Annotated in this window: 14 protein-coding genes; 7 read left to right on the top strand and 7 right to left on the bottom strand. The window is 45.5% G+C overall.

Annotated elements, in window-relative coordinates; translation table 11 throughout:
• Positions 1-38 precede the first annotated feature (38 nt).
• Together AB4185_RS03600 and AB4185_RS03595 are read right to left on the bottom strand one after the other, a co-directional pair.
• Positions 39-2,501 (bottom strand): RND family transporter, encoded by a 2,463-nt coding sequence (locus tag AB4185_RS03600; protein WP_372134872.1) that lies wholly within the window; start codon positions 2,499-2,501, stop codon positions 39-41.
• 171 nt (positions 2,502-2,672) lie between these two features.
• The gene (locus tag AB4185_RS03595; protein WP_372134870.1) at positions 2,673-3,458 is read right to left on the bottom strand and encodes a TetR/AcrR family transcriptional regulator; all 786 of its coding nucleotides are present in this window, start codon (positions 3,456-3,458) and stop codon (positions 2,673-2,675) included.
• Between the two features lie 554 nt (positions 3,459-4,012).
• Here AB4185_RS03595 and AB4185_RS03590 point away from each other — a divergent pair.
• Complete coding sequence (locus AB4185_RS03590; protein ID WP_372134868.1) at positions 4,013-4,774, top strand: hypothetical protein; 762 nt, start codon at positions 4,013-4,015, stop codon at positions 4,772-4,774.
• Positions 4,695-5,480, top strand: a complete 786-nt coding sequence (locus AB4185_RS03585) for a hypothetical protein (protein WP_372134866.1) — start codon at positions 4,695-4,697, stop codon at positions 5,478-5,480. The genes AB4185_RS03590 and AB4185_RS03585 overlap by 80 nt, the downstream gene beginning before the upstream one ends.
• A gap of 155 nt (positions 5,481-5,635) precedes the next feature.
• Here the strand turns inward: AB4185_RS03585 and AB4185_RS03580 are convergent, their stop codons facing one another.
• The 3 genes from AB4185_RS03580 to AB4185_RS03570 form a co-directional block, all read right to left on the bottom strand.
• Entirely contained in the window at positions 5,636-6,130 is a 495-nt protein-coding gene (locus AB4185_RS03580; protein ID WP_017065440.1) for an outer membrane beta-barrel protein, read from the bottom strand.
• Between the two features lie 143 nt (positions 6,131-6,273).
• The gene (hrpA, locus tag AB4185_RS03575) at positions 6,274-10,317 is read right to left on the bottom strand and encodes an ATP-dependent RNA helicase HrpA (protein ID WP_372134864.1); all 4,044 of its coding nucleotides are present in this window, start codon (positions 10,315-10,317) and stop codon (positions 6,274-6,276) included.
• A 198-nt stretch (positions 10,318-10,515) separates the two neighbouring features.
• The gene (locus tag AB4185_RS03570; RefSeq protein WP_017070881.1) at positions 10,516-11,844 is read right to left on the bottom strand and encodes a MipA/OmpV family protein; all 1,329 of its coding nucleotides are present in this window, start codon (positions 11,842-11,844) and stop codon (positions 10,516-10,518) included.
• Positions 11,845-11,925: 81 nt separating this feature from the next.
• Here AB4185_RS03570 and AB4185_RS03565 point away from each other — a divergent pair, with 81 nt between their 5' ends.
• From AB4185_RS03565 to AB4185_RS03555, 3 genes are all read left to right on the top strand, one after another.
• Positions 11,926-12,378 carry a hypothetical protein gene (locus AB4185_RS03565; RefSeq protein ID WP_102428589.1) on the top strand — a complete coding sequence of 151 codons (453 nt, stop codon included), beginning with the start codon at positions 11,926-11,928 and terminating at the stop codon, positions 12,376-12,378.
• 101 nt (positions 12,379-12,479) lie between these two features.
• Complete coding sequence (locus tag AB4185_RS03560) at positions 12,480-14,507, top strand: hypothetical protein (protein ID WP_102428588.1); 2,028 nt, start codon at positions 12,480-12,482, stop codon at positions 14,505-14,507.
• Positions 14,508-14,660: 153 nt separating this feature from the next.
• On the top strand, positions 14,661-15,110 hold the full coding sequence (locus tag AB4185_RS03555) for a TerB family tellurite resistance protein (RefSeq protein WP_102428587.1): 450 nt from the start codon (positions 14,661-14,663) through the stop codon (positions 15,108-15,110).
• 122 nt (positions 15,111-15,232) lie between these two features.
• Here the strand turns inward: AB4185_RS03555 and AB4185_RS03550 are convergent, their stop codons facing one another.
• Both AB4185_RS03550 and AB4185_RS03545 read right to left on the bottom strand, forming a co-directional pair.
• Complete coding sequence (locus tag AB4185_RS03550) at positions 15,233-15,763, bottom strand: 3'-5' exonuclease (RefSeq protein WP_017060438.1); 531 nt, start codon at positions 15,761-15,763, stop codon at positions 15,233-15,235.
• Positions 15,764-15,850: 87 nt separating this feature from the next.
• Entirely contained in the window at positions 15,851-17,389 is a 1,539-nt protein-coding gene (locus AB4185_RS03545) for a diguanylate cyclase domain-containing protein (protein WP_372134862.1), read from the bottom strand.
• 350 nt (positions 17,390-17,739) lie between these two features.
• Here AB4185_RS03545 and AB4185_RS03540 point away from each other — a divergent pair, with 350 nt between their 5' ends.
• Both AB4185_RS03540 and AB4185_RS03535 read left to right on the top strand, forming a co-directional pair.
• A complete protein-coding gene (locus AB4185_RS03540; RefSeq protein ID WP_017091262.1) occupies positions 17,740-18,372 on the top strand; it encodes a DUF2760 domain-containing protein in 633 nt (210 codons plus the stop codon).
• Entirely contained in the window at positions 18,372-20,375 is a 2,004-nt protein-coding gene (locus AB4185_RS03535; protein ID WP_372134860.1) for an Hsp70 family protein, read from the top strand. The genes AB4185_RS03540 and AB4185_RS03535 overlap by 1 nt, the downstream gene beginning before the upstream one ends.
• Positions 20,376-20,450 lie beyond the last annotated feature (75 nt).

Raw genomic sequence — 20,450 nt, 5'->3', positions numbered from 1 at the left:
CTCCTTGAGTCAGCCCACCGCAGCAGGCCGACGTTTCCTTATTTGGTCGAAGTAGTCAGTTCGGCTGTCGATCTAGGCTGCGACTTGGTATCTGGCTTTGATTCGTGCTGAGTTTTAGCTGAATAGTGGGTCTGTTTGTCGAAGATCATCAGTAAGCTTGGTAGCAAGATGAAATCGACCACCAGCGCAATGAAAATCACAATCGCGCTGAGTAAGCCCATGTCGGAGTTGAGTCTGAAGCTCGACATCGCCAGTACAGAGAAACCGGCCACTAGCACAACAGTGGTGATCCACAAAGCGCGACCTACGGTGTGGAAAGCGTATCGAACCGCTTCTTCTGCTGATTTCCCTTCGATTCTTGCGCGCTGGTATTTACTCAAGAAGTGCACCGCATCATCAACCACGATACCCAACGTGAGCGTGACCACGACTGACAAACCTAGGTTGATTTCACCTGAGATAAGCGCCCATAAACCAAAGCCAATGATCGCAGGCGCAATGTTGGGCACTAGGCTGATCATGCCTAAGCGAACCGAGCGCAATGCAAAGATCATCAAGCCAGAGATAAGCACTAGGGTGATAGGCAAAGTTGATAGCATGCTCGCCATGTTGGTTTCGCCAATATGAGCAAACATCAGTGACGGGCTCGAAGCCACCACTTCATATTGCGGTGCATTGGCTGCAAACCATGAGTAAATGCGCTCTTCGAGTTCGACTAGCTCAACGCTGCCAAGGTTATCGACGGTGAGTACCATTTTGATCGATGATTTATCGACGTTGATCTGGTTGTTCAAGTCCAAGCCGTACGGCAGAGACATTTCGTAAAGCAGCAGATATTGCGCGGCAAGTTCACGGTTCAGCGGTAGCTTGTAGTAGCTGTCGTCGTCGGCATGCATATTCTTGTTCAAACGCATGTAAACATCAGAAAGCGTGGCGACATGGTCGGTTTCTGGTTGAACACGTAGCCACTCAGTAAAGTCACCAATCGCTTGCAAGAACACAGGATCAGCAATCGCTTGAGACTCGTTAGTTTTCACTGCGATACTGAGGGTTGTCATGCCGCTTACGGTCTCTTCCATGAAGTCGGCCGCTTGTCTGAATTCACTCGAGGTATCGAAATACTTCACCGATTCATCGTTGACTTTGTTGAGCGGAATTAACGCGGCAGCGCCAACAATCACTAGCGTAGAAATCGGCAGCAGTGCTTTACGGTTAGTTACGACAAAATCGCCCAGCTTATCCATGAAGGTGACTTTGTCTGCCGCCTTAGGGTTGGCAGGTAGACGTTTGACTGGCAGCAGTTTTAGCAACGCTGGCAACATAGTCACAGACAAGAAGCACGCAATAAGTACACCCAGTGCCGATAAGTTACCGAAATCACGCAGCACTGGTGAGTCCGACATGTTCATCATCAGGAAACCAATCGCAGTGGTCACCGAGGTGATCAGAATCGGCATCGCATTGAGCTTGATGCTGTATTGAATGGCTTGTGCTTTCTCCATACCGCGCTGCATCGCTTGTCTCATGGTCACAATCACGTGAACACAATCAGCCACCGCCAAAGTTAAAACCAAGGTTGGCACATTCACGGTTGCGGTACTCAAGAACATCCCTGCCCAACCAGACAATCCCATGGTGGCAACAATCGAAGAGATGATCACAATGAGCGTCGCCACCACACTAAAGAACGAGCGCAGCATAAAGGTCAGGAACACCAGTACCACCAACAGCATTAAGGGAACGAGCGTTGAGCTGTCTTGTTGAGCCGAAGTCATAAATGCGTTGTTCATGGCTATGATGCCCGCTTTATGGAATTCGACATTAGGATACTGAGCTTGGTACTTGCCGAACATGGTATTGATTGCCGCAATCACCTCTTGCACTTCTGCGGTTTTGTCCACTTCTGGCAGTTGCACGGTGACGTTCACAATCGTCACATCGCCAGAGGCCGACACCAAGGCATTCTTAAGCAACGGCTCGTTAAGGGCGATCTGTTTTACTTTGGCGATGCGTTCTGGTGTGTGTTCGTACTCTTCATACAGCAAGTCTTCTACCAAAAGATCATCTTCAATGGCTTCGGTGTGCTGATAATTAGCAAGGGAATCGACACGGCTTGAATACGGGATCTGCCACGCATCAACCGTGAGATTTTGAATCAGGGAGAGAGTTTCAGGGGTGAAGACATTGCCATCTTCAGGTGCGACAACAATCGCAAGGTTGTCGGTTTTTGCAAAGGTGGTTTGGATTTCATCGAACGCCATCAACTGCTTGTTGGTGCCTTCGAAGAAGATGTTGTAGTCCCCTCTAAAGTAGAGGTTCTTAGCCCCTAATGCAGAGAGAATGATGATTGAAAACACCACCAGCAGAACGATAAACGAACGCTTGGTAGGTATTGAGTGCCAACTGTTTAGATCTGTGTTTGCGCTATCGGCATTAGGGTTATCTCGGTTTTGCTGATCGAACGTGGGCTTCTGGCTGTCATGTTTCATCACAGTCTCCATTTGTGACGATTCGTCATATTTGTGTCATAAAAAGCCAGCCGAAGCTGACAAAAGACACAATGCTTAGTCAAACACTCAAGAAAACAGCAACCACAGTCGGTCAGTCTCAAGTTTGTGACGAATCGTCAAAAATGGTTATTAATAAACCCACATGTGTGGGCTTAACGGAAGCTATCGACCTACAGACTCTAAGTAAGCGATCTCTTCACTGAACAGTTCTTGTTCTACACGACGCCAAGTTTTGCGGTAATCCCAGTCACTAGAAAGGGGCTGCCAATTTAGGCCGTCTAGAATCATGTTCGCGTTGTGTAATACTGAATACGGGTCTTGTAACCGCTTAATACAATGACTGTTTGATGCGTTCTGTGACAAGGCATTTGAACCAAATGCAATTGACCAGTTAGCAAAAACGATGGCATCTGAGCCAACGCCAGAAGAGAACTTTAGGTCACCCGCTTCTACTGCTTGATTGACGAGCAGATCCGCTTGTTCGATAACGATCTCTTCTAATTGATTCATCTCGGCCACGCGTGCACTGGAGGCTTTCTCTAGTACCCATGGGCTTTTCGCCATAATCGCGCAAGTTGATAATACCGGTTCCATACGAGCATAAACTCGGTACGCAACGTGCAATGCGACAATCTTTTCGCGAGAGTTGCCTTCAAACTCTCCAGAACGAGCAAACAACAGTGCCTCGGCCTTTAAAGAATGAATACATAACGCTAAAACCACGTCTTCTTTACTGCAAAAGTGATTGTATATCGTACCTTTAGAATAAGAGCTTGCCGCCGTTAGCCTATCCATCGTCAGGTTTCCGAACCCTTGTTCTCGAACCAGATCTTTTGCTAACAACATCAATTCTACTTCTCGGTCTGCGATGGATTGCTGCTTCTTAGACAGCACCGCCTTGCAACCAAAGATACTTTGTTTATCGCCTTTACAACCAAAGCCAAACATAATTTTTCAGTCCGTATTTGAGCTTAGCTATTACCTAAGCTTAATCAGCATTTAAAACGCTCCTGTCCAATATATTAACACGAATAGTAAATTCATGTGGTTAACCATTTTATGACGCTTCGTCATTTCTGACTTATCGTCATAATAGCGCAAATATTGATCATATCAAGGTGTTTTATAAATTAAATACAACTTATGAATGTATGGATAAATAGGTCAATAAGTAGATAAAGAAATCATCAACAGTCACTAGAGAGAGAAGATAGGCGCTTTCATGAAGACAACACGAAAGTTTAGAAGCTCATTCTTAACGTTAATAGACCGCGTTATTTTAAGCCTTGGTGCAGAATCGGCCCCGAAAAAGACGCCCGTAAACCCCATCTTTAGCCACCTTCTGACCTAGAATGAATGAGTGTAGGCTTACTTTTTGGGGCAGACCTCTCCTTATGGTCAATATTTGGCTTACTAATGTCGTTTTCTGTTAAGTTGCTATAAATTCGGTAAGGGGTGACTTACAATAGTGACAACGACTTACCTTTTTTGAGAACACGATATTGAGCGCCAAATATTCTTATTTAGCTTGGCAAGTGAATACTTCTAGCCCAGCAGAAAAGCTGGTTTTATTGATGCTTGCAGATGGTGCTGATGAATTCGGTTACACCAATGTGTGCCTACAAACGGCAGGTCAGCTTTGTGCTCTATCTACGTTTGGTTTAGCCGACTGCCTTAAGTGTTTAGTCGACCAAGGTTTCCTCGATAAGGTGAAAGTAGACTATCGAGATAAGAAAGAGATTCACGTTTTCAAAATGCTCATTGAGCAAGAGCAAGCTACGGCGCACGTTGAGGTTCAACCGACCAATAGTATTCCGGTCTACTCTACTGCACCTGCACCCAAGTTTCAGCCTGCTCCGGCACCAATGCAACACATGCAGCAGGCCCCTCGCCCACAAGGTCGAGGCTCAATGAACAGCAACACCGTATCTACTCATGATCTCAACGAAGAAGAGATACCATCATGGGCAGAACGTGCGTTTAAATTCTCCGGTTTGACCGGTGACCATAGTTTAGTATGGAAGAAATTTGTCCTCTGGTATAAAGCCAAAGCCAATGAATTAATGCCATTATCTCGGATTGAATCCAAGCTGCAGTACTGGCTAGTTAACGAGAAGCAAAATGAAAGACAACAACAGCAGAAGACCTCTCAATATTCAGGAAATGCAGGACAAGCTCAAGGAAATGGGTATAGACAAAAGCTTAGCCCATCTGAACGCTTCAGGCAGCAGCTCATTCAAAAAGGCAAAAAGCCAACCTTCTGAGCCAGCTCAACCTGTTGTACCTGACGCTACAGTACAGCCTAACGCACCTGAAGTGATTGAAGCACAAAGTACAGAAGTAAAAGTAGCGACACCAAACGCTGCGGGCTCTGGTGCGTCTCAGCAAGTGCCTGTTGTTGATCAAGATCCAGCAGAGCTTGAACTAACCGATTGGTGTATCCATGTGTTCGGTTCTTTCTTGAGCGTGTACGAAACTCAGTGGGAATACCAATACGGTAGTGAACCGAGCGGTAAGTTTCTTGAGTTTGCCCACTCTGTTGACTCAGACGGCCTTAACCGCGTGCTAATGCACTGTCATGAACGTATTCAACTTGGCAACAGTTGGCCGCCGCAAATGGGTGAGCTTTGGATCCTGAAAGATTCTTTGACTGAAGAAGAGTTGTTGGATAGCCGTATTCGAGTGTTGTCACGCTCTGCAGATAATAAGATTGAGCAATGGTTAATCCAGAATAAACTGTACGATTTAAAGCGCACGGCTGAAAACAAACTCGATGGCCTGTTCAAGAAGTATTACTTGGAAGCGAAACGTTTAGATGAGAAAGGCATGCTTGAAACTGAGTTACCAGAATTCCTTCTTGCCGCTAACTCTGTAAAGAACCTGAACGATTTAAAACGTGAAGAGTACGAAAGTAAACACGGTAAAGCGATTAACCCAAGAATTCAGCGTATTCTGAACAGTAAAAAATAACCATCCGCTTGCTATCTGTTATAAGAAAACAGAGTAGCGATTACACGGTTAACAGATACAAAAATGCCAGCTATCAAGCTGGCATTTTTTACGAATTCTTACGAACTCTACAAATATCCGTGACCAACGGTACGTCTGTCACTGACTGCAAGTAATTACAGTAGGTGGATAGTTGCGTTTAGCGTGAATACGCCAGAGTCGTCATCTTTCATTTTGAAGTTTTGGTAGCTAGCGCCTACAGATAGTGGACCAAAGATGAAGTATTCAGCGCCTACACCGTACATGATATCAACATCGTCTTGCTTGAAGCCATCAGCTTTAAGCTCGTAAGAGTGAAGACCACCCTTCGCGTATACGTGAAGAGGACCAAAATCGATGCTTGGTTTAATCGCTAGGTAAGCAGTGCTTGCGTCTAAATTCTTAAGATCGCGGTTGCCGTAATTAACGCTGCCGAAAGAACCTAGATCCCAGTAACCCGCTTCAACACCGATTAGTGGAAGGATACCTGTACCTACGTGGATGCCCACCGCGTTTTCATCTTCACCAGCGAATGAGTTTTGACCACCCATTACACCGCCGTACAACCAAGAATCAGCCATTGCTGTTGAAGATGCACCTAGTAGTGCTAGTGCCAATAACGTTTTTTTCATATTCGACCTTTTTCGTCCTAGTGGCAGGCCTTGAGTGGTAATAAATTGCCACCAAGTCGCCCTGTATGTAATAACTATTCAATTAGTAATGCAATAAGCAAGATTTATACCCAAACCTTGCCATTGCGTCTAGCTTTATTCCTTTAGCAAGCATCAATCGCGTTTTTAACACGCTTATCTGATACTGGGTAAGTCGTACCGAGCTGCTGTGCGAAGAAACTTACACGAAGCTCTTCTATCATCCAACGCACCTCTCTTACATTTTCTGGAACCGCGATCCCTTTTGGAATTTTATTCAGCAGTTCTTTGTAATCATTCATTACTGACTCAACTTTGATCATGTGAAGACGATCTTTGTTCGGGTCAATTGGCAGTTTTTCCATGCGGCGTTCAATCGCTCTCATATAGCGTAGAATATCCGGCAAGCGTTTCCACCCACATTCTGTGGCAAAACCCTTAAAAATCAAACCTTCTACTTGAGCTTTTATGTCAGAAAGTGCGAATGCCATAGAAAGATCCACGCGTCCTTTCAGCTTTTTACTGATGCTGAATGCCGTGGTTAGGATGGTTTCAACCTGTTGAGCAATCTCTACTACGGTATCACCCAGCTCTGCACGTACGTGTTCTTTCAGAGCTTCAAACTGCTCCGGTTCCCAAACCAAACCGCCCTTCTCTTCAATCAGCTTATCAATACCACAAGCGATACAGTCATCGATAAGATCGAGTACCTGTCCGTATGGGTTGAAGTACAAGCCAAGTTTCGATTTGTTCGGCAGGTTCGAGTGCAAGTATTTGATCGGTGATGGCACGTTCAACAAGATTAAACGACGCTGACCCGATTTCATTGCCGAGATTTGCTCTTGCTCGGTTTCGAACAGTTTGATCTCTACGCTGTCTTTGGTATCCACCAGCGCAGGGAAGGCTTTAACATCGTAGCCACCACGTTTCTGTTGGTAGACTTTTGGTAATTCACCAAAGCTCCACGTGTGCAGGTTCTGCTGCTCGATATCGTCGTCTGCCACTTTAGAAAGCGTTTCTTGAACCTTGTCTTTCAGGCTCTCTTTCAACTCATGCAGATCTTTCTGTTCTTTCAGCTTACGCTTGCGATGATCTACAGCGCGGAATGTTACCTTTAAGTGCTCTGGAATCTGGTCTAACTTCCAGTCATCACGTACCACTTCCACACCCGTCATGCGGCGTAGCTCTTTCTCAAGAGAATCCAGTAACGGTGCTTCAAGCGGTGTCACACGTGCCAAGAATGCATCTGCGTAGTTTGGCGCAGGTACAAAGTTACGGCGTAGCGTTTTAGGTAGTGACTTAATTAGGCTAATCACCAGTTCCTGACGCAGGCCTGGGATCTGCCAATCAAAACCGTTTTGGTCAATTTGGTTCAAGATAGGCAGCGGAATGTGTACCGTTACACCATCGTTGTCGTCACCTGGTTCAAATTGGTAGCTCAGTTTCAACTTAATACCGTTTTGGTGCCAGAAGTTCGGATAATCCAAATCAGTAACGTGGCTAGCATCGCCTCGGAACAGCATCGACTTTTCAAAGTTAAGCAGCTCAGGAGTTTTCTGACTGGTCTTCTTCCACCACGTATCAAAATGACGGCCTGACACTGCCTCTTCGCCAACACGTTGATCATAGAAGTCGAACAGTTCATCATCATCGATCAAGATGTCGCGACGACGCGATTTATGCTCAAGCTCTTCCACTTCTTGCAGGAGCTTGCGGTTCTGTTTGAAGAACGTATGTTTGGTTTCCCACTCACCTTCAACCAATGCACTGCGTACAAACAATTCACGGCTGACAGTGGCATCAATCGCTCCGTAGTTAACTAAGCGTTTTGGAATGATTGGGATTCCGTAAAGCATCACTTTTTCGTGTGCCATTACCGCTGCTTGTTTCTTCGACCAATGTGGTTCGCTGTAACTGCGTTTAATCAGGTGTTTCGCTAGCGGTTCAATCCATTCAGGTTGAATCTTCGCGATAACGCGCCCCCAAAGTTTTGAGGTTTCTACCAGCTCCGCAGACATGATCCACTTAGGCTGTTTCTTAAATAGGCCAGACGCAGGGAAGATGTGGAAGCGTGCATTACGTGCACCTTGATACTCATTCTTCTCTTGGTCTTTCATACCGATGTGCGAAAGCAGACCTGATAGCAGTGACATGTGAATGCCATCGTAGCTGCCCGGTTCTGTATTCAACTTAGTATCTAGCTCACGCATTGCTTGGTGAATTTGGAAGTACACATCTTGCCATTCACGGATACGTAAATAGTTGAGGTAATCTTGCTTACACTGTTTGCGGAACTGGTTACTCGACAATGCTTTTTGCTGCTGCTTGATGTAATCCCATAAGTTCACAAACGTGATGAAGTCAGACTCTTTATCGAAGAAACGTTTGTGCTTGTCATCAGACGATTGTTGCTTATCTGATGGACGCTCACGCGGATCTTGAATCGACAACGCAGACGCGATCACCATCACTTCGTGTAGGCATCGGTTACGTGGCGCTTCAATTACCATACGCGCTAAACGTGGATCGATAGGCAGTTTTGCCAGCTTACGACCAATCGCGGTTAGCTTCTTCTTGTCGTCGCCGTGGTTCTTGTTTTTGTTCGCTGACGGTTCAACGGTGGCGATCGCACCAAGCTCTTCAAGCAGCCTTACACCGTCTTGAATGTTGCGCTTATCGGGCGCTTCAACAAATGGGAACGCTTGAATGTCGCCTAGGCCTAGCGCTGTCATCTGAAGGATAACCGATGCTAGGTTAGTACGAAGAATCTCTGGGTCAGTAAACTCTGGGCGTGACTCGAAATCTTCCTCAGAGTACAAACGAATACAGATACCTTCTGCAACACGACCACAACGACCTTTACGCTGGTTTGCACTCGCTTGAGACACTGGCTCAATCGGTAGACGTTGTACTTTAGTACGATAGCTGTAGCGGCTAATACGCGCCGTACCCGGGTCGATAACATACTTGATGCCCGGAACGGTTAACGAGGTTTCTGCCACGTTGGTTGCCAGAACGATGCGTCGACCAGTATGAGACTGGAAGATACGGTTCTGCTCACCCGCCGATAGACGCGCGTAAAGCGGGACAATTTCGGTATCACGAAGGTTGCGTTTACTTAATGCATCTGCGGTATCACGAATTTCTCGCTCACCGTTCATGAAGATCAAGATATCGCCAAGGCCTTCATCACACAGCTCATCAACGGCTTCAAAGATGCCTTCGATTTGGTCGCGGTCTGAATCACTTTCATCACCACCTAATGGGCGGTAACGCGTATCAACTGGGTAAGTACGACCAGACACTTCAATGATCGGTGCATTGTTAAAGTGCTTAGAGAAACGCTCTGGATCGATGGTTGCCGACGTGATGATCACTTTCAGATCAGGACGCTTTGGCAGTAACTCTTTCAGGTAACCCATGATGAAATCGATGTTCAGGCTACGTTCGTGCGCTTCATCGATAATGATGGTGTCGTACTGATTTAAGAAACGGTCGTGTTGAATCTCCGCCAGTAGAATACCGTCGGTCATCAGTTTGATTTGGGTATTGTCAGAAATCTGGTCGTTGAATCGAACCTTATAACCAACGAACTCACCCAGCTGTGTTTCCATCTCTTCAGCAATACGGTTCGCAACCGAACGCGCCGCAAGACGACGGGGCTGAGTGTGACCAATTAAGCCAAAGCGGCCGCGGCCAAGCTCAGAACAGATTTTTGGTAGCTGAGTGGTTTTACCCGAACCCGTTTCACCCGCCACGATAACCACTTGGTTTTCAGCGATGGCTTTCGCGATGTCTTCGCGCTTTTGGCTAACCGGGAGAATTTCTGGGTATTCAATCGTTGGTTTCTGTGCCGCGCGCTGAGTTGCCGTCATCATTGACTTAGCAATGTCTAACGCAATCTCATCAAAGACAGCGTGCTTAGCTTGTTCGTTCTTAATTTTACTCGCACCAGCAATTCGCTTACTCAAACGGAAGCGATCGCGCATCATACATTCGTTGAGCGCTTTACGAAGAGAGGCTGGGCTATTCTGAGATGATTTGTTGTTTGTCGCTGATTGTTCAGCAGATTTTTTCGATGCAGCTTGGTTTGGTTTCGCTTTGCTCTGTGAAGAACTTGGCTGTGCTGCATTCTTGTTGTTATCTGCTTTTTCCGGAGACGAAGTCAAAGCGTGTCCTATTCTTGTACTTATTAAACTCGCGCGATTATATCACAAGTCTCAAACAAAAAAGCCTGACAGCAAAGGGAAAACCTTTAGCTATCAGGCTGATTAATCTCGCTAACACTCGCAGGAGCTATGAAAGCGCGGTCAAATGTAATTCGTACTTAGTCAACTCTGGTTTAAAGCTAACGTTAAAAACTGCGCTTAAAACTCATATTGGAAGTAGACCGTGTTGTAGTTACTGCCGCCTTTGATACGACCATACTGAGAGGATTTTTCAAAGATCGCAGAACGATGATGCAATGAATAACCGAACCATAAGTTGTTCAAGTCATTCTTACCAATCAAGTCGCCAACGTTGACATCGAATGAGAAGTCTAAGTAGTTCAATAGATGGCTTGCGGTGTAACCTTTACGGTCCATCTCAGAGCCTTCGATATAGGTAATCGAATCGATGTAAGACATACCTTCTGCCACACCAACACGCCACTGAGTTGGCCAATCAAAGGTGTAGTACGCCTTGATTGCGATAATGTATTCGGTGCTGCTCGATTGAACGTCTGAACTCCAGTGGTGCGCAATACCTGGGGTTAAATAGATATCCAGTGGCAAACCGAAGATCTCATCGGTTAACGGGTGTCCATAGAAGAACGAGGTCAACTGGTTGTTGTATTCGTCTTTCTCTCGATTGAACTTCATGATGTCGCCAATATTGGATGGCGTTCCCCAGCCGTGTGCGACACGTAAGTACGGCGCATTGCTCAGTTTAGGTTTTGGCGCTTTCTCTTTGTCGTTAAAGAAACCAAAGCCAAGGTACAATTCCCCCTGATAACGGTCTTCAACAATCGAAGAATCGTAAGCGTTATCGTCCAATCGAGTCACACTGGTTGAACCCAATAAATACAAGTTAGAAACCACATGGTAACGCGTTTCAACACCAACATTTAAGTCAACACCAGCACCAATGGTTTCATTAGATGCGGAGTAATACTCACTGTTGAAATCAGCACTTTTATAACGCAGCGTCGCGCTCGGGTAAAACTCCCAATCTCCAGTTTCATACTTGGCTTTAGCTCGTAAGTTACCGTGGAAGTTGTATTCACTGTCGCTCATTAACTCCGTCTCGACAGACCAAGAATCATCAAGTTGGTAGGTCAGTTGAGCACCAAAGTCCGCCGTATCGCCTTCAATCGCGTTCTGCTCAGATGCAGGAATATCAATAAAGCGCATGCGAGAGATAGCATTGAAAGACCACTTCTCATCGTCAGTTTGATAGAGGTATGCCCCCATCTCAGTACCGTCAATAAACACATAATCGTTCTTGAAAAACAGCATCGGTACGAATGAGCTAACCGATTGGTCGCCACCAGACGTGTCATAAGGGATGCTTGCTGTACGGAACATTGCAGCGATGCCCCACTCTTGCTCTTCAGCGGCCCACGCATTAGCACTTACGAAAATGCCACTTAGGAAAGCGCTACCTAGTAAAACCAATCCAGATGAAGGAAGAGTCGGTAAATATTTTAGCTTCATTCTTGTGTAATTACTCTTTGAAAAAAATATTGTTTTACTGATTAGACATTTATTAACCATGACGGCTAACTATTTTTAGGTTTGCTCGGCATTGACCGTTACAATGTAGAATATTCTCGGTTAAATGAAAGTATTGTGAAAGTCTCCGAATTACAAAACATTATAGATCACTTACCCAAAGATTCCGATCCAGATATTGTTATGGGTGAGGCGTGGTTGCCTGAGCGTTTGGTGGATACCAACCTAGACGGTGACATGCTATTTCTTGAATTCGATAATGCCCCTGAAGACAATCAAGGGGATGAAGAAGGCCGTGGCTTTGTTGAGCACGAGATTGCTATGATTCGAGAAAAGCTCGAACTGTTATTAGACGAGCCTTCCGATACCAAGACCAAAGCCGATGCCCTATTGGCAATATTTCTAATGGGCCATGAACTTTCTAGCTCAGAAGTTATCGAAGTTCTTGAATCAACAGAATCTGAAACGACAGAGCCTGAGATTGCAGAGCATAATCAACAGAATCTGACTCAGTAGAATTTGAAGCATCAACGCTTGGAACCACAAAGCCAGACACGAACAAGCTCGAAACAAAAGAACACCACGACGACTAGCCACCAACGATTTTAGGTACCGTATTGAAACCCTCTACGACATCATCTCTTCCCCTGTTACTCGCCGGACCCATTTTAAGAAAAACCACCGCGACTGAAGTAATACTTTGGTTAGCCACCAGCTCGCCTCTTACAGGCAGAGCCGAGCTTCATACTCAAGAAATAGACGATTCTGAAGCAGCACAAGACCAGCCGTTTTATACCTCATCGCTTGAAGAACATGATTCGATTCAAATCGGTACACATGCGTGGATAACGCTAATTCGCTTACAAGGTGAGTTTCCGACTAATACGCTGCTTGAATATGACTTTCACACAGAGTCAGGTTCACTAAAAGAGCTCGCCCCTCACCTTGTTTACAACGGTAAATCTCGCGTTGAGTTTAAGATATCGACCTCAGCTGATTACATTCTTCATGGCTCTTGCCGCAACCCGCATCATCCAAGCAAAGACAGCCTAGTTGCAGCCGATAACAAGATGGCCGATCAAACCGTCGCTGAAAGACCCGACATGCTGATGATGAGCGGCGATCAGATCTACGCCGACCATGTGGCAGGCCCAACACTTGATGCTATTCAACAAGTGATTCACCTGCTTGGCCTTGTAGGCGAAAGCTTACCGACTGACTCGCAAATTAAACAAATCAACAACAGTGACGCTCTGTATAACAGTGAATACCACTTATACCAGCGTCATCACTATTTGCCGCACCACACAGCTTCAGAATCCATGCTCGATAAGTTATTCCCGAACCGTGGCGTGCCGATTTTTAGCTCTACCGATTGTGAAAACCACTTGGTCACGCTGTCTGAGTTTATCGCGATGTACTTATTGGTTTGGTCTCCGACACTGTGGCAATGCGTCAATCGAGAGCGTTTAATTGAGAATAACTTCACTCAAGGTGGACGCCAATTAACACCGACTGAGCAGCAACAATGGCGTGATGAAAGCGTCATCATGGATGATTTCATTGCTGGCTTACCGCAAGTGCAACGTCTGTTCGCGCATATTCCAACGTACATGATCTTCGATGATCACGATGTGACGGATGATTGGAACCTTACCGTGGGTTGGGAGCATGCCGTCGACCAAAACCAGTTCGCGACCCAAGTCATTGGTAACGGCCTTGCGGCTTACTGGATGTGTCAAGGTTGGGGTAACAAACCGGAGAGCTTCGATGAAACGTTTATCGAGCAAGCAAAACAGCTTTTTGTCGCTCAACCGCTCATTACTAAACAACCGCGCATTAGTAAACAAACTCATAATGAAGCCGGCAATGCAGCGACTACTCACTCTATTGGCAACATCGAGCCAGACAAGCATCAAGCCTTTATTGAGATGCTGAGTCGCTTTGAAGAGTGGCATTACACAATAGATACCTCACCCAAAGTCATTGTGTTGGATACTCGTACGCGTCGTTGGCGTTCAGAGTCACGCATGAACAAGCCTTCAGGTTTAATGGACTGGGAAGCCTTGATTGAGTTTCAACATCAGTTAATGAATCAAGATAAAGTGGTGATCGTTTCTGCTGCACCGATGTTTGGCGTGAAGTTTATTGAAACACTGCAAAAGATGGCGACCACAATCGGCAAGCCATTAGTGATTGACGCTGAAAACTGGATGGCACATCCGGGCAGTGCTAATACGCTGATCAGCATCTTTACCCATACCAAAACACCGACCAACTTCGTGGTACTTTCTGGCGATGTTCACTACTCCTTCGCTTATGACATCAAGCTTAGGTATCGTCGCAACAGCCCGAACATCTATCAAATCACCTGCAGTGGTATTAAAAATCAGTTCCCTGCTCCGCTGCTTAAATTCTGCGATGTATGGGACCGCCTGTTATACAGCCCTCGCTCAGTTTTGAACTACTTCACTAAGCGTAAACGCTTGAAGATCGAAAAGCGAAGCCCTGACAATCAGACCTTCTATCGCCTTTCAAACCGCAGTGCGATTGGAGAATTGAGGCTAGACACTGATGGGAAACCGCAATCGATCACGACACTCAGTGGCGACGGTAAAATTACCCGTTTCCCAGAGCCCGATTGATAAAATGCTCCTTATCGCTAGCGTATCCGTAATGTCAGTTTTTAGTAAAGACGCTTGCGATCACACTCTGTAGACCCAATAGTTATGCTTATGGTTATAGTTGATAGCTATCAGCGTTACGGAACTCGATACAAATTTTAACTGGAGCTCGTTATGTTCAATTCTCTCACATCAATGTTTAAACAATTGATTGAAGGCCAGGACCTAAGCAAAAACCAAGGCACATCACCTAATATCGCCATCGCGAGTTTGTTGTGTGAAGTCGCGGGTGCCGACCATCAGATCAATGAATCAGAAAGAGTCGCTAAGCTACAGCTTCTGCAGCGTTTGCTGGATTTAGATGAAGAACAAGCAAAGGTACTGCTCGCGCAAGCAGAGCCGAAAGTAGAGCAATCAGTATCGCTGTATGACTTTACATCGCAACTCAGAGACCTATCTCAGCCAGTGCGAATCGACTTAATCAAAGCGATGTGGGAAGTAGCGCATGCCGACGGGGAAATTGACCCTATCGAAGATTCTGTGATCCGTAAAACAGCGGAGCTGCTCTACGTTGACCACAGTGACTTCATCAAGAGTAAGTTAAGTGTTTTAGGCGAAAATTAGTGCCTGAAATAATGAATTGGAAACTGAAATAAATAAAAGCGACGGGTTAAGAAACCGGTCGCTTTTTTGAATCGGTAAACTGAAAGCTGACTAAACAGGGCTGAGAGGAGCTAAAAATTTAGCTACAACATAGTTAATGTGAGTTTCGCAAGATTATAAGCATCGACATAACCCGAGTGCTGACGACCTTCCCACTCAATATTTTTGGCTTCTTGAGCAGCGCGGTGACCAATGCGTTTGTCTTTCAAGCGATTCTGAACACGGTAAAGCGTTGCGATGTTTAAGAACTCGCTAAACGGAGGTTCAATGCCTTTCTCAATACACTCTTTGTGTAAGATAAGATCGTCGCGTCCCCACGCTGCGTAGATTTTCTTTGGGCCACCGAAGTTCTTAATCATCGACTTGATAACAGACTCTAATGGGCGACCCTGCTTTTCGATTTTACGAGGGGTAATGCCCGTTAACTCGGCGCAAAATAGAGAGACTTCGTCTTTTTCGGGCTTAACGTAATATTGCGCGCGCTTCACGATGGTTCCAGATACAAGATCGATCTCAGCAAGACCAATTTCAATGATCTCCCCTGTTGTTCCTACACCGTCTTCGCTCCAACAGCACATTTCCAAATCGAAACACACCACTCGATTGTGATTCATACGTCGCCTAATTCTCTCGTCAAAAATTTCGTGAAATTGTACATGAGCCTAATAAAGAACTCGACCCCAGTTGCATCAAGTGCTCATTTAGCCTGCAATTGTGACTCGATTTCGGCCATTTGACTTACTTAGGTATAACATGCTGTCAGTTTTTTGAAGGAGCGCTTCAATGTCTTCATTAGTGCGGATGGTAGCCCCGATGCTTAGAGTACAACTCAATAGCTGGCCAGAATGCTCGCAATGAGACTCACTCACCTTCTCTAAAATACATTCTAAATAGCGAGACAATGAGTCATGTTCAGTGATGCTCGAAATGATACCGAACTCATCCCCTCCCATCCGGAATAGGTTATCTCCAGACTTCAAGCTCACTGAGATAACCTTAATCACATGGATAAGTAACACATCACCGGCTGGGTGCCCAAACTTATCATTGATCTCTTTAAACTTATCAACATCAAACACTATTAAGCTAAACGGCTTATCGCTTTGTATCGATTGACCAAGCATCTTATTAAAAGCTCGGCGATTATAAATTTCCGTTAAACTGTCATGATTGGCAAGAAAGCGAAGTTCTTCTGTTCTTTCATCAATCATTCGATACAAGCGCTCTTTCTCTCGAATTTGCAGGTTCACAATATAAGCAAGCAGTAATGAGATAGTGGTACCAACTATGCCGATTCCCGCCAACACTAAGTAACCATTAAATGAAATACATGCATCTATCTTGAAGTCGATGATCCATTCACGGTTAGTTAATGTAATCGTCTTTGTAATGTGCTGCCCAGTTACCGCTTCATAACCATTGGTTTCGAACATTATCGGGGCATCTTCAGCTTCAAAACCGCTATCGGTAACACGCACATAAACGTCCATATCGCCGACAGTAGACGCCAGAAGTTTCTCAAAATAGTATGTGGTACGAACAACACCAATCACAACCCCTAACAAATTGTCCGTTTGACCATCAAACACAGGGTGGTAAACCAACATTCCGCTCTTAGGTGTGTTGCTGTCTAAACCATCTTGCAATAGACGAACTTTGTCTGAAATATTCGCTTCACGTGTTTTTTTAATGTTCTCAATGACCAGATTAAACCGCTCACGAGAAGAGTAAAAACCCAAAACACCGTTGTTCACTGGATCATTCGGATAAATATCTGTCGCGATAAATACGGGCTCGCCATCCAAGACATAACCATAAGTTTTTGGCCCATGTTTAGGGATAGTAAACATTCTATAGGATGGGTATTGAGCTTTCATTTTGGCGGTGTGCTCGGCGATATCTTCTACCGCTACTTTTTGCATCCACTGCAATCCGATCAGGCTTTTCGAGCCGTTAATCGTTTGCTGAGCAAAACGATCAAATCGGTCCCGACTATCGACATCATTAGAATAGAAAAAATTCGCACCGGAACCGATATAAGCGACATCGTTATCAATAAACGCTTTTAAACTGAGCGTTTGATGCTGAGCAAAGCTATCCAGATTCTCATTCAAAGACCTATTTTGATTCGCCGCAACCAAAACAAAACACAACACCGTCATCAAAAATGTGGCAAAAAAGACAACTAACGGCAAAGTTCGTTTCTTCAACCCTGTTATAGGGTCGGTAGTGTGGGGCATACAGCTTCCCATATGATGTTATTTTGAGTCGAAAGTATACACTGCCGGAATGCTAGGCTCTATTTATCTTTGACTCTCACAATGGGATAAAACTAACACTATTTACAACCCATGGACATTTACGGCTAATAAACCAACAAATCTCGATTAACTTTCAAGCTAACTCACCAAAAAGCCAGTTTATTGAAAACATTAAATAAAGCCCTTAAGCCTTGAATATGCTAGTATCCACCCATATTTATAGCTTGAAAGTGACCATTTCGGCCTTATGCCACTGAGTTTCTTTCCAACCTGTATATTCCTTTAAACCGACGAATATACCGTTAAATCAATTTTAAAGAGAAATCACTATGATCGTTGATTTGAACCTAATCCCACAAACGTTTGATATGCTTCACGCAGGCCTAACTGCATCAAGCGTTTTACTACTGCTAATTGCCGTTTCTCGTAAAACCAAAGTGGTCGAGAAAGTCGTAGAAAAACCAGTAGAAAAGATCGTTGAAGTTGAAAAGCCAGTTGAGAAAATTGTCGAAGTAGAGAAAGTTGTTGAAGTTGAACGTGTGATCGAAAAAGTAGTAGAAGTTGAATCTAAGCTGGCAACAGCACCAACAGATTCTGCAATGCAGCTACTGTCTATCATGCAGCAAGAAGCTCGTTTAATTGACTTCCTAAAAGAAGACCTAACATCATTCTCTGATGAAGAAGTTGGCGCGGCAGCTCGTGTTATTCACACTGGCGGTCAAAAAGTATTAGCCGATTACGTAACGCTGTCTCACATCCGCACTGAAGATGAAGAAACACGTATCACTATTGCTGAAGGTTTCAACCCTCAAGAAATTCGCCTAACTGGCAACGTAACGGGTAATGCGCCATTCAACGGCACACTGGTTCACAAAGGTTGGAAAGCAACTGACATGAACCTGCCTAAGCTTGCTGAAAACTACGATGCATCTGTAATTGCACCGGCAGAGGTAGAGCTATAATGGAACACCAAACTCAGCCATCATCGCACGAGTCTTCTTCTCAAGAACATACGCCGCAGATGCATTCACAAGAGCTATCTTCTCAAGAGCAACATCAGGCGCCTAAGTTCAGTGTTGGTATCGATTTAGGTACTACACACTGCGTTTTGTCTTACATCGACACAACAAATGAAGACGCTCGCGTTGAGGTGATGCCAATCCCTCAACTGACGGCGCCAGGTACAGTAGAAACTCGCAGCCAACTTGGCTCGTTCCTATACCAGCCGCACGAACATGAAATGAATGCGGGCTCTCGCGTTCTTCCTTGGTCTTCAGAGCCAAAAGCGCTAGTCGGTGCGATTGCTCGTAACCTAGGTTCGAAAACCCCAATCCGTTTGGTAGCAAGTGCAAAATCTTGGTTGTGCCACGGTGGTGTTAACCGTCGCGATGCTTTCCTTCCTGCAGGCAGCCCTGAAGAAGTTGAAAAAGTGTCTCCGCTTAAGACAACTGAACTGTACCTTGAGCACCTTAAAGACGCTTGGAACCACGCTAACCCAGAACACAAACTGGCAGACCAAGATGTAACGATCACGGTTCCAGCTTCGTTTGATCCTGCGGCTCGTGACCTAACAGCAGAAGCTGCACGTAATGTCGGTTTCACTCACCTAACGCTTCTTGAAGAGCCACAAGCGGCTCTTTACAGCTGGATTGATAACAGCAACGACACATGGCGTGATGAAGTAAACGTTGGTGACATCGTTCTTGTTGTCGATATCGGTGGTGGTACAACCGACCTTTCGTTAGTTGAAGTAACACAAGATGACGGTAACCTAAGCCTGAACCGTATCGCAGTAGGTGAACACATCCTACTTGGCGGCGACAACATGGACTTAGCACTGGCTTACCGCTTGAAGATGAAACTGGCGCAAGAAGGCAAAGAACTGGCTCCTTGGCAGGTTCAAGCAATGACTCACGCATGTCGTGATGCGAAAGAAGCACTGCTTAACGATGCTGAACTGCAATCTGTGCCTATCGTTGTTCCAAGCCGTGGTTCTAAACTACTGGGCGCAACACTGAAAACAGATCTGACTCAGCAAGAAGTTCAACAAACATTGGTTGATGGCTTCTTCCCGAAAGTAGCGGTGACTGAGCACCCAGTACAAAAGACGCGTGGCGCACTGACTCAAATGGGTCTGCCTTACGCTCAAGACGCAGGTATTACTCGTCACATTGCCGCATTCCTTTCTAAGCAAGCGAATGCGCTTTCTGGAAATAGCGAAACGGCTCAGCAAGATTTCAACCCGTTTGCAAACATGCCCGGTATGCCCGGTACGCAAGGGTCAGAAGCGCCAGCGGCAGACTTCATCAAGCCAACAGCAATCCTGTTCAATGGTGGTGTTCTAAAATCGAACCTACTTGCTGATCGTCTTTCAGATACGATCAACGAATGGTTGATCAATGCTGACGAAGAGTTCGCAAAACAGCTTTCAGGTTTAGATTTAGACCTAGCGGTTGCAAGTGGCGCTTCATACTACGGCGCAGTTCGTCGTGGCCAAGGCGTTCGTATCCGCGGTGGTATCGCTTCTTCTTACTACGTAGGAATTGAAAGCGCGATGCCAGCTATCCCAGGTATGGCTCCTCCGATGGAAGCTTTGTGTGTTGCACCATTTGGTATGGAAGAAGGTTCAAGCGTACAAGTACCTAGCCAAGAGTTCGGTCTAGTGATTGGTCAGCCAGTACACTTCCAGTTCTTCGGTTCAACCATTCGTCGTGAAGATGAAGCGGGTACGCACCTTGATCACTGGGCGCCTGAAGAGCTTGATGAGCTTCCTGAAATCCAAGTGACATTGCCGGTTTCTGAAGGCCGTCGCGAAGGTGAAGTGGTTCCAGTGACTTTGGCTTCTCGCGTTACTGAGCTAGGCACCTTACACCTAGAAGCGATTGCTACTGACAACGGTCAGAAGTGGCACGTTGAGTTCGATGTTCGTGAAGACTCGAATAACGACTCAAACGAACAAGCATAATGAATCAACGGCACCTTAGCGGGTGCCGTTACTTTATCAATGCATTTCTCAATCTAGTCCTGCCTGTTTCTCAGG

It is taken from the genome of Vibrio sp. 10N.286.48.F5, assembly GCF_041469785.1.
Taxonomy (GTDB): Bacteria; Pseudomonadota; Gammaproteobacteria; order Enterobacterales; family Vibrionaceae; genus Vibrio; species Vibrio crassostreae_C.
This window is presented reverse-complemented; position numbering and strand designations above follow the sequence as displayed.